The sequence below is a fragment of the Spirillospora sp. NPDC049024 genome, assembly GCF_040649235.1.
In the GTDB taxonomy this organism is placed as follows: domain Bacteria; phylum Actinomycetota; class Actinomycetes; order Streptosporangiales; family Streptosporangiaceae; genus Spirillospora.
On record NZ_JBEZFD010000012.1, the window covers coordinates 194,259 to 207,321 of the forward strand.

Sequence of the window (13,063 nt, forward strand, 5' to 3'; positions counted from 1 at the left end):
GGCTCCTTGGCCAGGCGCCTGGTCAGGCGACGCGGTGGGCGCCCTGGGAAGGGATGGCCTCCAGGAAGTCGGGGGGCGTCCAGCCGCGCCTGGTGTAGGCGTCGGTGATCGCGTCGCGGACCTTCGGGGCCCGTGCGGCGGGGGCGAGGACGATGACGGAGCCGCCGAAGCCGCCGCCCACCATGCGGCCGCCCCGGGCGCCCGCGCGCAGCGCGGCGTCGACGGTGGCGTCGGCCTCGGGCCAGGAGATCTCGAACTGGTCGCGCAGGGACAGGTGCGAGGCGTTCAGCATGGCGCCGAGCTCCGGGAGGGCCCCGGCGCGCAGCAGCCCCACGGCGGCCTCGACGCGGTGGTTCTCGGTCACGACGTGCTGGACGCGGCGGCGCAGGACGGGGTCGCGCAGCGACGCGAGGGCGGCGGCGAGGTCCTTGACGTCGCGCAGGGCGTCCACGCCGAGGAGGGACGCGGCCTCCTCGCACTCCGCGCGGCGGCGGCCGTAGTCGCCGCCGGTCAGCGCGTGCGAGGCCCGCGTGTCGACCACCAGCAGGACCATGCCCGCGGCCGCCGGATCGAACGGGACCTGCGACGACAGCCCGCTGCGGCAGTCGAGCATCAGCGCGTGGCCGGGCGTGCACAGCAGCGAGGCCGACTGGTCCATGAGGCCGCACGGCATGCCGACCTGCTCGTTCTCGGCGCGCTGCGCGAGCCGGGCCAGGGCGGGCCGGTCGATCTCGACGCCGTGCAGGTCGCACAGGGCCAGCGCGGTCGCGCACTCCAGGGCCGCGGACGAGGAGAGGCCCGCGCCCTGCGGGAGGTCGGAGTCGATCAGCAGGGACGCGCCGCCCGTCCCGTGCTCGCGCAGCACGCGCGCGACGCCGACCGGGTAGGCGGCCCACTGCCGGTCGGCGGGCCAGTGCTCGGAGGCGACCGTTCCGCCGTCCACGGGCGCGGTGACGGCGGTGGCGGCCTGCAGCGACCGCACCTCCACCACGCCGTCGTCGCGGCGGGCGGCGGCGACCGAGACGCCGCGCGGAAGCGCGAACGGCAGGACGAAGCCGTCGTTGTAGTCGGTGTGCTCGCCGATCAGGTTGACCCGTCCGGGGGCGCGCCACACGCCCTCGGGGGCCCGCCCGAACGCCTCGGCGAAGCTCGCGCTCAGCGTCTCGGTCATCGGGGTCTGGGTCATCGGGGTCTCGGTCATCGGGAGCGCAGGAACGTCCACGCGTCGTCGACCATGGTGCGCAGGTCGCGCTCGGGCTTCCACCCGAGCCGCGTCTGGATCTTCTCCGACGAGGCGACCAGCACGGCGGGGTCGCCGGCGCGGCGCGGCGCCGCCTCGGTCGGGATGTCGCGGCCGGTGACCTCGCGGCAGACCTCGACGACCTCGCGGACGGAGCTGCCGGTGCCGCTGCCCAGGTTGAAGATCTCGTGGCTTCCCGGCTCGCAGGCCTCCAGCGCGAGCAGGTGGGCGCGGCCGAGGTCGGTCACGTGGATGTAGTCGCGGACGCAGGTGCCGTCCGGCGTCGGGTAGTCGTCGCCGAACATCTTCACGGTCTGGCCGTTCCCCTGCGCGATCTTCAGCACGTTCGGGATGAGGTGGGTCTCGACCGCGTGCCGCTCGCCGAGCCGCCCGTAGGCGCCGGCCACGTTGAAGTACCGCAGCGACACCCCGCCGATGCCGTGCAGCCGCGCGTACTCGGTGAGCGCCGTGTCGATCGCGAGCTTGGACGCCCCGTAGGGGTTGGTCGGACGGGTCGGGTCGGTCTCCAGGATCGGCGTCGACTCCGGCTCGCCGTAGGTCGCGGCGGTCGAGGAGAACACGATGCGGGGGACGCCCGCGACGCGCATCGCCTCCAGCAGGGCGAGGGACTCGCCGAGGTTCTTGTCCCAGTACAGGCCGGGCTTCTGCACGGACTCCCCGACGAGCGACTTGGCCGCGAAGTGCAGCACGGCGTCGAACCCGGCGCCGCCGAGCACCTCCGCCGCCGTGTCGCGCATCGTGCCGCGCACCAGCCGGGCGCCCTCGGGCACCGCGTCCTCGTGTCCGGTGGACAGGTCGTCGAGCACGACGACCTCGTGCCCCGCCTCCAGGAGCAGAGCGGAGACGACGCTGCCGACATAGCCGGCGCCTCCGGTGACGAGCAGCTTCACTGACGGACCTCCACGACGAGACTCCGGCTGGTTCACGACTATCAGGGACGATCCGGACGGCGGGGGCCGTCCAGGCTGGTGCGTCCAGGCTATGGGGTCCGCCCAGGCTATCCGGAACGCCGAACGGGGAAGGCTGAACCCATGGACCGGACGCCGTCCCGGCCGCCCGTGGGGCCCGCGGGCGCGCTCGCCCGCCCTCTGGTGTGGCTGCTGTCGAGTTCCACCCAGCTCGTCGTGCGGCTCTCGGGCGGCGACCCGGGCGCGCTCCGCGAGGAGATCACCGCGGAGCGGATGCGGGCGCTGGTGGCGCAGAACACCCAGCTCACCGCCGACGAGCGGGCGCTGATCGGGGAGGTGTTCGCGGCGGGGGAGCGGCCGCTGCGCGAGGTCCTCGTCCCGCGCACCGAGGTGGAGTTCCTGGACGCCTCGCTCCCGCTGACCGCCGCCGCGCGGATCGCCGCGGCCACCCCGCACTCGCGCTTCCCCGTCTGCCGCGACTCGCACGACGAGGTGATCGGCTTCGTGCACATCCGCGACCTGCTGGCCCCCGTCCTGCCCACCCTCCCGGACGCCCCCGCCCCGCCCGACGGCCACGGCCCGCCCGGTGGGCTCGCTCCGCCGGGCGGATCTGCTCCGCCTGACGGGCAGGCTTCGCGTGACGGGCGCGCTTCGTCTGGGGGGCGCCTGCCGGGGGTGCGAGGCGCGGGTTCGGTGGGGGAGCTGGTGCGGCCGGTGAAGTTCCTGCCGGCCTCGAAGCGGGTGCTCCCGGCGCTGTCGGAGATGCGCCGCGAGGGCTGCCACCTGGCGATCGTCATGGACGAGTACGGCGGCGTCGCCGGCATCGTCACGCTGGAGGACCTCGTGGAGGAACTCATCGGTGACATCCGCGACGAATATGATGTACAGGACGCGCAGGCACGGCGCCTGCACGGCGGGGTGGTCGAGGTCGACGGCCTGCTCAACCTGGACGACTTCGCCGCAGAGACCGGCATCCGGCTGCCGGCCGGGCCGTACGAGACGGTCGCCGGGCACATCATGGCGGTGCTGCGCCGGGTGCCCGCCGAGGGCGACTCGGTGGAGGCCGGCGGGCGCCGGCTCGCGGTGGCCCGGATGGAGGGCCGGCGGGTGGCGCGCGTGCGCGTCATGCCGCGGGCGACGCCGCAGGCCCTACCGGTGCCGCCCGGCACGCCGTCCGCGACCCCGCGGACGGTGATCGGCGACGCCGCCGCCGGCTCCGGCACCCGGCAGGCCGCCGGCGGCGAAACCTCCGGTGACACCTGAGAGAATCGGTCCGTGCACATGCCCGAAGCGCCCAGCCCCGAAGCGTCCGCCGGAACGGCCGCGGCACCGCCGCGCGTGCTGTCCGGCATCCAGCCCACCGCCGACTCGTTCCACCTCGGCAACTACCTGGGGGCGCTCCGGCAGTGGGTCTCGATGCAGGACACCCATGACGCCTTCTACTGCGTGGTCGACCTGCACGCGATCACCGTCGAGCACGACCCCGCGCTGCTGCGCCGCCGCACCAAGGTCGCCGTCGCCCAGCTCCTCGCGATGGGCCTCGACCCCGAGCGCGCCACGGTGTTCGTGCAGAGCCACGTCCCCGAGCACGCCGAACTGGCCTGGGTGCTCGGCTGCCTCACCGGGTTCGGCGAGGCCCAGCGGATGACCCAGTTCAAGGACAAGTCGTCCAAGCAGGGCACGAGCGGGACGACCGTCGGCCTGTTCACCTACCCGGTCCTCCAGGCCGCCGACATCCTGCTCTACTCGCCCGACCCCACCGTCGAGGCCGGCCGGGCGCTGCGCGTCCCCGTCGGCGAGGACCAGCGGCAGCACCTGGAGCTGACCCGCACCCTCGCGCAGCGGTTCAACCACCGCTTCGGCGAGACGTTCGTGCCGCCCGAGGCGCACATCCCCGCGGGCGCCGCGAAGATCACCGACCTGCAGGAGCCGGACGCCAAGATGAGCAAGTCGGCGTCCTCGCCGCAGGGCATCATCGACGTGCTGGAGGAGCCCGGCCCGATGCGCAAGAAGATCATGCGCGCGGTCACCGACACCGGCACCGAGGTCGTCTACGACGAGGAGAAGAAGGCCGGCGTCACCAACCTCCTGCGGATCTTCTCCGCGCTGGAGGGGACCTCGATCCCGGACCTCGAGGCCCGCTACGCGGGCTCCGGGTACGGGCAGTTCAAGAAGGACCTCGCACAGGTCGTCCTCGACACGTTCACCCCGATCAGGGAGCGCACGCTCAAGCTGCTGGACGACGAGGAGCGGCTCGACCAGGTGCTCGCCCTCGGCGCCGAGCGCGCCTCCAGGGTCGCCACCGCGACGATGGAGACCGTGCGCGAACGGGTGGGATTCGTGGGACGTGGTCGCTGACGGTCCCGCTCCCGACGCCGCGGAGGGCCCCGGGGAGGCGCCCTCCGCCGGCGGCGGCGTGATCCCCGCCGGCGGCACGCGCATGATCGGGGTGGCCATCCCGATCCCCGACCCGCACGGCGCGTTCCTCCAGGCCCGGCGCGCCTCGTTCGGCGATCCGCTCGCCTACTCGATCCCGGCGCACATCACGCTGCTGCCGCCGACCGAGATCGGCGAGTCCGACCTCGACGCCGTCGAGGAGCACCTGCGCGGCGTCGCGAGCACCGAGACCCCCTTCCCGATCAGGCTGCGCGGCAGCGGAACGTTCCGGCCGGTGTCGCCGGTCGTGTTCGTGGCGCTCGCCGAGGGGATCGGCGGGTGCGAGCGGGTCCAGGCGAAGGTCCTGTCGGGGCCGCTCGCCCGGCCGCTGCCGTTCCCGTACCACCCGCACGTCACCATCGCCCACCACCTCTCCGACAGCGTCATGGACCAGGCGTTCAAGGAGCTCGCCGGCTACAGCGCCGACTTCGAGGCGTGGGGCTTCTCCCTGTACGAGCACGGGGAGGACGGCGTGTGGCGCCCGCAGTGCGACTTCATCTTCGGGGACGGCGCCGTCCCGTCGCCGGGTGGTTCCCAAGGCGGCTCACCGCCTGCGTGAACCGGGGCGGACGGCGCTTTGCCCATGTGATGCGGTGGAAGACGCTGCGTTGACCGATCGATTACCGTCTGCGGCATCGAGTGGCCCCGGTTGGGTACGTTGCGTGCATGCGGCAGGCGATCGGCAGGGTCCAGCGGCGGAGCGAGTCCCTGTTCGGCGACGGGAAGGCCGCGCTGCGCCGTTCCCGGGAGCGCTCGCGGGGGTTCGACCACCTGGTGCGCGCGTTCGAGCGGTACCAGGAGCGCCGCGGCGACCGGCTCGCGGCCGCCCTCACCAGCTACGCGTTCCTGTCGTTCTTCCCGCTGATGGCGCTGGCGTACGCGCTGCTCGGCTATCTCGTCGGGGTCAGCGACGAGGCCCGCGACTACTTCGTCCGGGCGATCAACTCGCAGCTGCCGGGGCTCGCCGGCCAGCTGGACGTCGAGCAGATCGCCCAGTCCAAGACCGCCGTCGGCGTCCTCGGCCTGGTCGCGCTGCTGGTCACCGGGATCGGCTGGGTGCAGGTGCTGCGCGAGTCCCTGCGCGACATCTGGGGCAACGAGCCGGGCGGCGGCGGCAACTTCTTCCTGAAGCGGCTGTGGGACGGCGCCGTGCTGGCGTTCCTCGGCCTGATCCTGGTCTGCGGCATGGCGGTCACGACGGTCACGACGTCCGCCACCCACACCGTCCTCGGGTGGCTCGGGCTGGAGGACGTCCCCGGCGCCGGCACCGGGCTGCGGCTGCTGTCGCTGACCTGCGCGATCTTCTTCGACACCGTGGTCTTCCTGGCGCTGTTCTCGCGGCTGTCGGGGACCCGGGCGCCCTGGCGGCGGATCATCCGGGGCGCGCTGTTCGGCGCGGTCGGCTTCGAGATCCTCAAGCAGATCGCGGCGTTCCTGATCGGGCGGACGACGCAGAACCCCGTCTACGGCACGTTCGCCGTGCTGGTCGGGCTGATGGTGTGGATCAACATCGCGACCCGGTTCGCGCTGTTCGTCGCCGCCTGGACGGCGACGCGCCGCGTCATCCTCGCCGCGGACGCCACCAATCCGGAGAACAGCGCCGACCTCGCGGAGGTCGAGGAGCTCCAGGAACGCGCCGGCGAGAAGCCGGTCCAGGCCCAGAAGCCGGTCCAGGCGTAGCGGAGCTCACGGCCGCGTCAGGACGGCCGCGTCAGGACGGCGGCGTCAGGACGGGACGGTCGTGCGGGACCAGAAGGCGTCGTCGGCGTACTGGTCCTCGGCCAGGGTCCGGATCTCGGTGATCTTCCCGTCCCGGATGCGGAACAGGTCGACCGAGCGGCCGTCCAGGACCTGTCCGGGCCGCTCGGCGCAGGTCTGCACGAGGGCCGCGCCGTACTCGTCGTTGGCCATGATCGAGTAGGGCTCGGCGCGGAACGTCCCGCCGGACAGCTCGAACAGCCGGACGTAGAAGCCCAGGACCTCCTCGGGTGTCCGGTACTCGCCGCAGATGGGCCCGCGCCCCGGGACGCGGTGCACGACGTCGTCGGCCAGGAGCCCGCGGATGAGGTCCATGTCGCCCTTGGCGAAGGCCGTGTAGCCGTCCTTCAGCAGCGTCACGTTCGGATGCTCGTCGAAGCCCGGCGGTGCCGGTGAGGGGGCGGGTGCGCCGGGCACGGGGACGTACAAGTCGGACATGGCGCGTTTCCTCCCCCGAGGCGCCGTTCCGCCGTCCCGCGGCGGTGACGAGATCACCGGCGCCACCGCGAGCGTATGCCCCCCGGACACGAGGGTGCCAGCGCCGTGGGAAGGGGTGGGAGAAGCTTTACCGGCCGCTGCGGTAGCGGGCCGCCTCCAGCCGCCGCCTGCGGCGCAGCACCACGAACAGCGCCGTGATCGCGAGCAGCGCGCCCACCGCGCCGCCGCCGACCAGCAGCCACATGCGCGAGGAGTCGTCGGAGGCGAGGGGCGCGTCGGGCAGCACGCCCGAGCCGCCGTCCTTGCGGGTCTTCTCCAGGTCGCCCGGCGGGACGAGCGTGCCCACCGGCTGCACCTTGCCGCGGGCGGCGAAGCCCCAGTTCAGCAGCTTGGCCGCGTACGCCGACGGCGGCATGTCCGCCCGCATCAGCGAGATCACGATCGTGTGGCCGCCGCGGCGCGCCTCGGCGACGAACGTCTGCTGGGCGGCGATCGTGTAGCCGTTCTTGCCGCCGAGCATCCCGGGGTAGGCCAGCCGCTCGCCCGGGAGCATGTGGTTGTGCGTGTGGATCGGGTACCCGCCGACCTTCTTGCCCTTCTTGCGCTCCTTCTTCGTCGGGGGCGCCGGGAACTGGAAGTCGATCGCCTGCATGTAGGCGCGGTACTCGGGGTTCTTCATGCCCTCGCGCAGGATGAGCGCGAGGTCGTAGGCCGAGGTGTGCTGCGTCCGGACGTCGAGCCCGAGGTCCTTGTCCAGCCCGTTCGGGGACCCGGCGAGGGTGTCGCGCGCGTTGATCCGCCTGGCCTCGGCGTTCATGTCGGCGAGGGTCCTGCGCATCCCGCCGGCGGCCTCCGACAGCGTGACCGCCGCGTCGTTGGCGGACATCATCAGCAGCGCGTGGAACAGGTCGGAGACCTTGTACTGCATCTTCGGCGTCAGGCCGACCTTGGTGCCCTCGGTGTCGCACGCCTTCTGGGACGGCCGGACGAGCCGGTTCGGGTCCAGTTTGGGGACGAGCGTCAGCGCGGTGAGGGTCTTGAGGGTGCTGGCGGGCAGGTAGTGCCCGTGCGGGTCCTTGGCGGCGAGGACCTGGCCGGTGTCGGCGTCCGCGATCAGGTACGAGGCCGCCTTGATCTTCGGCGGGGCGGGGACGCCCGGGGCCGTGTTCGCGATGATCCCCCGGCTCGCGAGCCGGGGCCCGCCGACCGTCTCGCCTGCCGGCGCCGCGGTGGGCGCCGCGGCGAGCGGTCCCTCGGCGGGCGTCCGCCCGGCGGGGACGCCGGCGGGGGCGGCCGCGAAGGCGGGGGCCGCCGCGAGCGAGGCGGCCGTGACCGGCACGGTGATGACCGTCAGGGCGCGGCGGACGCCGGCCGGCCCTCGTCGCTGTCGTGACAAGCTCCCGACGCTCCTCAATCCCGTGGGAGCGCGATCGCTCCCGGCGCGCAGGCGCCCAACGCCCATGACTCCCCCCGAAGACTAGGCGACCTATCCGGCGAAGAGGTACCCGATCACGAAACCGGCAAGCGGGGGACGGATGCGACCGACGCGACGGATGTGACACAAGTTGCAGACAGGACGTACGACACAGCCGTCCCATAACGTTACATATGGGACACCTTGGATCGGTTACGATCCGTCATCGACAGGATTTTCAGACGGGCCGACGGTATTTTGGACGGGCTGACTAGTTCGATCTAGTGGTGCGCACACCAAGATCGATGACCGAAAAGTAGGACCTCCGCCCGCCGGCGACCGTCCGCATGAGTCAATTGATCCGCAAAGGGCAGGACGCCCGGCAGGGGGCGGGCACGGACGCCATCATGGAACGAACACGTGACCTGGACCGGCGTTTGTCCAGGCTTAGGGACCCGCTGGCTGAATTGCGCCACGTGCCACGCAACGACCTGCAAGGATTGTGGACGGAGGTTGGCCGTGGCCATTGACTTCAACGCATCGCACGGGGCGACGCTGGGCGTCGAGTGGGAGATCCAACTCGTCGATGCGGAGACCAGGCACCTGCGGCAGGACGCACGCGAGGTGCTCGCCGCCCTGCCGTCGCTCAGCGAGGACGGCGACATCCCCCGCGTCCGGCACGAGCTGATGGAGTCCACGGTCGAGGTCGTGACCGGGATCAGCGACACCGTGGGAGAGGCCAAGGCCGACCTCTCCGGCACCCTCGCCGCCCTGCGCGCCGCCGCGGCCGACCGCGGCCTCGCGCTGGCCTGCACGGGCACCCACCCGATCAGCGACTGGCGGGAGGCCGTGATGGCGCCCATGGGGCGCTACGCGAAGCTCGTCGAGGAGATGCAGTGGCTGGCCCGGCGCATCCAGACGTTCGGCGTTCACGTCCACGTCGGCATCTCCGACGGCGCCAAGGTCATCCCCATCGTCAACGCGCTCTCGTCCTACCTTCCGCACTTCCTCGCGCTCACCGCCTCCAGCCCGTTCTGGAGCGGCAGCGACACCGGCCTCGCGTCCTGCCGGGCGGTCGTGTTCGGCCAGATGCCCACGGCCGGGCCGCCCCACCTTCTAGACGACTGGGCGGCCTTCGAGGATTACATGGACACGTTGATGCGTTCCGGAACGATAAGGAGCATCAAAGAGGTCTGGTGGGACATCCGGCCGCATCCCGACTTCGGCACCGTCGAGATCAGGATGTTCGACGGGATCCCCACGCTGCGTGAGGTGGGCATGGCCGCCGCTCTGTGCCAGAGCCTCGTCACGCTGTTCGAGCAGCAGCTGGACCGCGGGTACACCCTGCCGCGGCCGGCCGCCTGGGTGGTGCGCGACAACAAGTGGCGCGCCACGAGGTACGGGCTCGACGCGATCGTCATCACCGACGACACTGGGAACACCGCTCCGCTCCGCGACGACCTCTACGAGCTGATCAGGGAGCTGGAGCCGGTCGCCGACCGGCTCGGCTGCGCCGAGGAGCTCAAGGTCGCCGGCGAGGTGCTGGAGTACGGGGCCCCGTACGAGCGCCAGCGCGCGATCCGCGCCGCCGGCGGGACCCTGGAGAACGTCGTCGACGCGGCGATCGCCGAGCTCGCGGAGGACAGGTTCGTCACACTGGGGGAGGTCGCACATGCCGGAGCCTGAGGGACCGGACCGCACCGGGGACCCCGCGCGCACCGACCCCGCGACCGCACCCGCCGCGCGCGACGCCGCTTCCGAGCACGCCGCGGCCTCCAAGCACGACCCGGCTTCGAAGCACGAGACGCCCTCGAAGAACGACCTGTCCTCGACGGACGATCCTTCGAAGGACGACACGGTTTCAGAGAACGACGCGGCCGCGAAGAACGACACGGCCGCTGAGCAGGACACGGTTTCCAAGAACATCACCCGGCGGGCGCCGTTCGGCTCCGCCATCGCGCAGGGGGCGCACATGACACATCCGGGACCCGGGGTGATGCCCGGCCTTGAACCACCCACCGCCCCGGGGCCGGACGGTCCCGAGGGCCGTGCGGACCTGGGCGCCGCCTCCGGCGCCGCCGGCGCGAACGGGCTGGCGCCCGGCGTGCCCGAGGCTCTCGGCTCCGAGGGAGCCGTGCGGCGGCAGGACGCCTCCGCCGCGGCGGCCGGCGCCCACGCGGCGACCGGCGTCCCCGCGGTGGCCGGCGTCCCCGCGGTGGCCGGCGTCCCGGCGGTTCTCGGCGGGGCCGTGCTGCAACCGCAGCTCGACGCGTTCCTCGCCGCGCACGAGGCGGAGCTGATCGCGTTCCGCCGCGACCTGCACATGCACCCCGAGCTCGGCTACTCCGAGCACCGCACCACCCGCAGGCTCGCCGAGCGGCTCCGCGCGGCCGGGCTGGAGCCGGTGATCCTGCCGAAGGGCACCGGGCTGTTCTGCGACATCGGCCCCGCCGACGGCACGACCGTGGCGCTGCGGGCCGACATCGACGCGCTCCCGCTCCAGGACGAGAAGGAGGGCGTCGCCTACCGGTCGACCGTCCCCGGCGTCGCGCACGCGTGCGGCCACGACGTCCACACCACGATGGTGCTGGGCGCGGGCCTGTTCCTGGCCCAGCAGGCGGAGGCGGGGCTGCTGCCCGGCCGGGTCCGGCTGCTGTTCCAGCCCGCCGAGGAGACGCCGGGCGGCGCGCTCGACGTGATGGCCGCGGGCGGCATCGCGGGCGTCGACCGCGCGTTCGCGCTGCACTGCGACCCCCGCATCGAGGTCGGCCAGCTCGGCCTGCGCACCGGTCCGATCACCGCCGCCTGCGACAAGGTCTACGTGAAGGTCACCGGGCCCGGCGGGCACACCGCCCGGCCGCACCTGACCGCCGACCTCGTCTACGCGCTCGCAAAGATCGTCACCGAGCTGCCGTCCGCGCTGTCGCGGCGCGTCGACCCGCGCTCCAGCCTGTCGCTGGTGTGGGGGCGCGTGTCGGCCGGGTCCGTCGCCAACGCCATCCCCGACGACGGGATCGCCGAGGGCACCGTCCGCTGCCTGGACGACGAGGCGTGGCACCGGGCTCCCGAGATGATGAAGGCGCTGCTCCAGTCGGTCGCCGCCGCCTACGACGTGGAGGCGTCGCTGGAGTACGTCCGGGGCGTCCCGCCGACCGTCAACGAGGCGGCCAGCGTGCAGATGTTCCGCGACGCCGCCGCCCAGGTCATGGATGAGGACGGCGTCGTGCCGACCCCGCAGAGCCTCGGCGGCGAGGACTTCGGCTGGTACCTGGAGTCGATCCCGGGCGCCCTCGCCCGGCTCGGCGTCCGCACCCCGGGCTCGCCCGGCGAGTACGACCTTCACCGCGGCGACTTCGACGTCGACGAGCGGTGCATCGCCGTCGGCATGAAGGTGCTGAGCGCCACCGCGCTGACCGCGCTGTGGGACGGCGGACGTCCCGGCGACGCCGAGCCGGTCGAGGGGGCCGCGCTGGCCTAGCCCCCGCCGGTCGGGCTGCGGTCATCACCGTGGGTGATCAAGCGGCTCGTCCCCTTCCGATCTCCGGGTACCCGCGCACGAGGGCTCCGCGTGCCGGTCAGCGCCGCCCATGGCCGCGCTGACCTGTGGCGATATGCCTACGCATTGGTAACGGACCTGTTGCGAAACCGTGCAAGCGGGAAGTTTGCGGTCAATCGCGAGGTAGCGTCCGATCGATTTCGGTGACCGGACCGGGTCGCCAGACCGTGGGTGGGACGGAAGGAGCGCTACCTTGCGCCGAGGACTGAAGATTACGCTCGTCACCGTGACGGGTGCGGCGCTGACGCTCAGCGCTTCCGCGTGCGGTGGCAAGAAGGCCGACAGCGGCGACGGCGGTGGAGACGGCAAGAAGACCCTCAAGATCGGTCTCGCCTTCGACATCGGCGGCCGCGGTGACCAGTCCTTCAACGACTCGGCCGCCGCGGGCCTCGACAAGGCCAAGAAGGACCTCGACGTCAAGACCGAGGAGATCTCCGCCAAGCCCGACGAGCCCGACGCCGACAAGGAGTCGCGCCTGCGGCTGCTGGCCAACAAGGGCTACAACCCGATCATCGGCGTCGGCTTCGCCTACACGACCTCGATCAACAAGGTCGCCAAGGACTTCCCGAACACCAAGTTCCTCGTCGTCGACGCCGACCAGTGCAAGGTCGAGGGCGCGAATGTCAGCGGGGCCTGCTTCTCCGAGGAGCAGGGGTCCTACCTGGTCGGCGCCGCGGCCGCGCTGAAGTCCAAGACCGGCACGATCGGGTTCATCGGCGGCGTCAACGTCCCGCTGATCACCAAGTTCTTCGCCGGCTACCAGGCGGGCGCGAAGAAGGCCAAGCCGGGCATCAAGGTGCTGCCGGCCAAGTACCTCACGCAGCCCCCGAACTTCAACGGCTTCAAGGACGCCGGTCTCGGCAACGAGGCGGCCAAGGGCCAGCTCGACCAGAACGCCGACGTGATCTACCACGCGGCGGGCGGCGCGGGCATCGGCGTCATCAAGACCGTCGGCGCGGCCAAGAAGTGGGCGATCGGCGTCGACTCCGACCAGTACAACCAGCCCGCGGTCGCCGGGGTGAAGGACCAGATCCTCACCTCCATGGAGAAGCACGTCGACGTCGCGGTGTACGACTTCGTCGAGAGCGTCGCCAACGGCTCCTTCAAGGCCGGCACCAAGCAGTACAACCTCAGCAACGACGGCATCGGCTACGCCACCTCCGGCGGCCACGTCGACGACATCAAGGCCAAGCTGGACGAGCTGAAGGCCGACATCATCAGCGGCAAGATCACGGTTCCGACCAAGGCCTGACGCCTAGGCCAGGGCACGGGGGATCTCTCCCGTACGGCGA

General features: G+C 72.3%; 11 protein-coding genes. 7 read left to right on the forward strand and 4 right to left on the reverse strand.

The window, feature by feature from the left end; all coding sequences use genetic code 11:
- Window positions 1-22: 22 nt before the first annotated feature.
- Both galK and galE read right to left on the reverse strand, forming a co-directional pair.
- Window positions 23-1,171, reverse strand: coding sequence for a galactokinase (gene galK / locus AB0C21_RS23345; protein ID WP_500206956.1), 1,149 nt, complete (start codon window positions 1,169-1,171; stop codon window positions 23-25).
- Window positions 1,172-1,197: 26 nt separating this feature from the next.
- Entirely contained in the window at window positions 1,198-2,151 is a 954-nt protein-coding gene (gene galE / locus AB0C21_RS23350; RefSeq protein ID WP_500206855.1) for a UDP-glucose 4-epimerase GalE, read from the reverse strand.
- Between the two features lie 141 nt (window positions 2,152-2,292).
- On the opposite strand from galE, the gene AB0C21_RS23355 reads away from it, so the two are divergent.
- The 4 genes from AB0C21_RS23355 to AB0C21_RS23370 all read left to right on the forward strand — a co-directional run bounded on the left by AB0C21_RS23355 (window position 2,293) and on the right by AB0C21_RS23370 (window position 6,285).
- Window positions 2,293-3,432, forward strand: a complete 1,140-nt coding sequence (locus AB0C21_RS23355; RefSeq protein WP_500206856.1) for a hemolysin family protein — start codon at window positions 2,293-2,295, stop codon at window positions 3,430-3,432.
- An 18-nt stretch (window positions 3,433-3,450) separates the two neighbouring features.
- Window positions 3,451-4,527 (forward strand): tryptophan--tRNA ligase, encoded by a 1,077-nt coding sequence (trpS, locus tag AB0C21_RS23360; protein WP_500206958.1) that lies wholly within the window; start codon window positions 3,451-3,453, stop codon window positions 4,525-4,527.
- Entirely contained in the window at window positions 4,517-5,164 is a 648-nt protein-coding gene (locus AB0C21_RS23365) for a 2'-5' RNA ligase family protein (protein WP_500206858.1), read from the forward strand. The genes trpS and AB0C21_RS23365 overlap by 11 nt, the downstream gene beginning before the upstream one ends.
- Window positions 5,165-5,271: 107 nt before the next feature.
- Window positions 5,272-6,285 carry a YihY/virulence factor BrkB family protein gene (locus AB0C21_RS23370; RefSeq protein WP_500206860.1) on the forward strand — a complete coding sequence of 338 codons (1,014 nt, stop codon included), beginning with the start codon at window positions 5,272-5,274 and terminating at the stop codon, window positions 6,283-6,285.
- Window positions 6,286-6,330: 45 nt separating this feature from the next.
- On the opposite strand, the gene AB0C21_RS23375 is transcribed toward AB0C21_RS23370, so the two are convergent.
- Both AB0C21_RS23375 and AB0C21_RS23380 read right to left on the reverse strand, forming a co-directional pair.
- Window positions 6,331-6,801, reverse strand: coding sequence for a nuclear transport factor 2 family protein (locus AB0C21_RS23375; RefSeq protein ID WP_500206862.1), 471 nt, complete (start codon window positions 6,799-6,801; stop codon window positions 6,331-6,333).
- Window positions 6,802-6,928: 127 nt separating this feature from the next.
- Window positions 6,929-8,197 carry a D-alanyl-D-alanine carboxypeptidase family protein gene (locus AB0C21_RS23380; RefSeq protein ID WP_500206864.1) on the reverse strand — a complete coding sequence of 423 codons (1,269 nt, stop codon included), beginning with the start codon at window positions 8,195-8,197 and terminating at the stop codon, window positions 6,929-6,931.
- A 537-nt stretch (window positions 8,198-8,734) separates the two neighbouring features.
- On the opposite strand from AB0C21_RS23380, the gene AB0C21_RS23385 reads away from it, so the two are divergent.
- From AB0C21_RS23385 to AB0C21_RS23395, 3 genes are all read left to right on the forward strand, one after another.
- Window positions 8,735-9,901, forward strand: a complete 1,167-nt coding sequence (locus AB0C21_RS23385) for a glutamate--cysteine ligase (RefSeq protein ID WP_353821635.1) — start codon at window positions 8,735-8,737, stop codon at window positions 9,899-9,901.
- 529 nt (window positions 9,902-10,430) lie between these two features.
- On the forward strand, window positions 10,431-11,693 hold the full coding sequence (locus tag AB0C21_RS23390; RefSeq protein ID WP_500206960.1) for an amidohydrolase: 1,263 nt from the start codon (window positions 10,431-10,433) through the stop codon (window positions 11,691-11,693).
- Window positions 11,694-11,964: 271 nt separating this feature from the next.
- Complete coding sequence (locus AB0C21_RS23395; RefSeq protein WP_500206866.1) at window positions 11,965-13,023, forward strand: BMP family lipoprotein; 1,059 nt, start codon at window positions 11,965-11,967, stop codon at window positions 13,021-13,023.
- Window positions 13,024-13,063 lie beyond the last annotated feature (40 nt).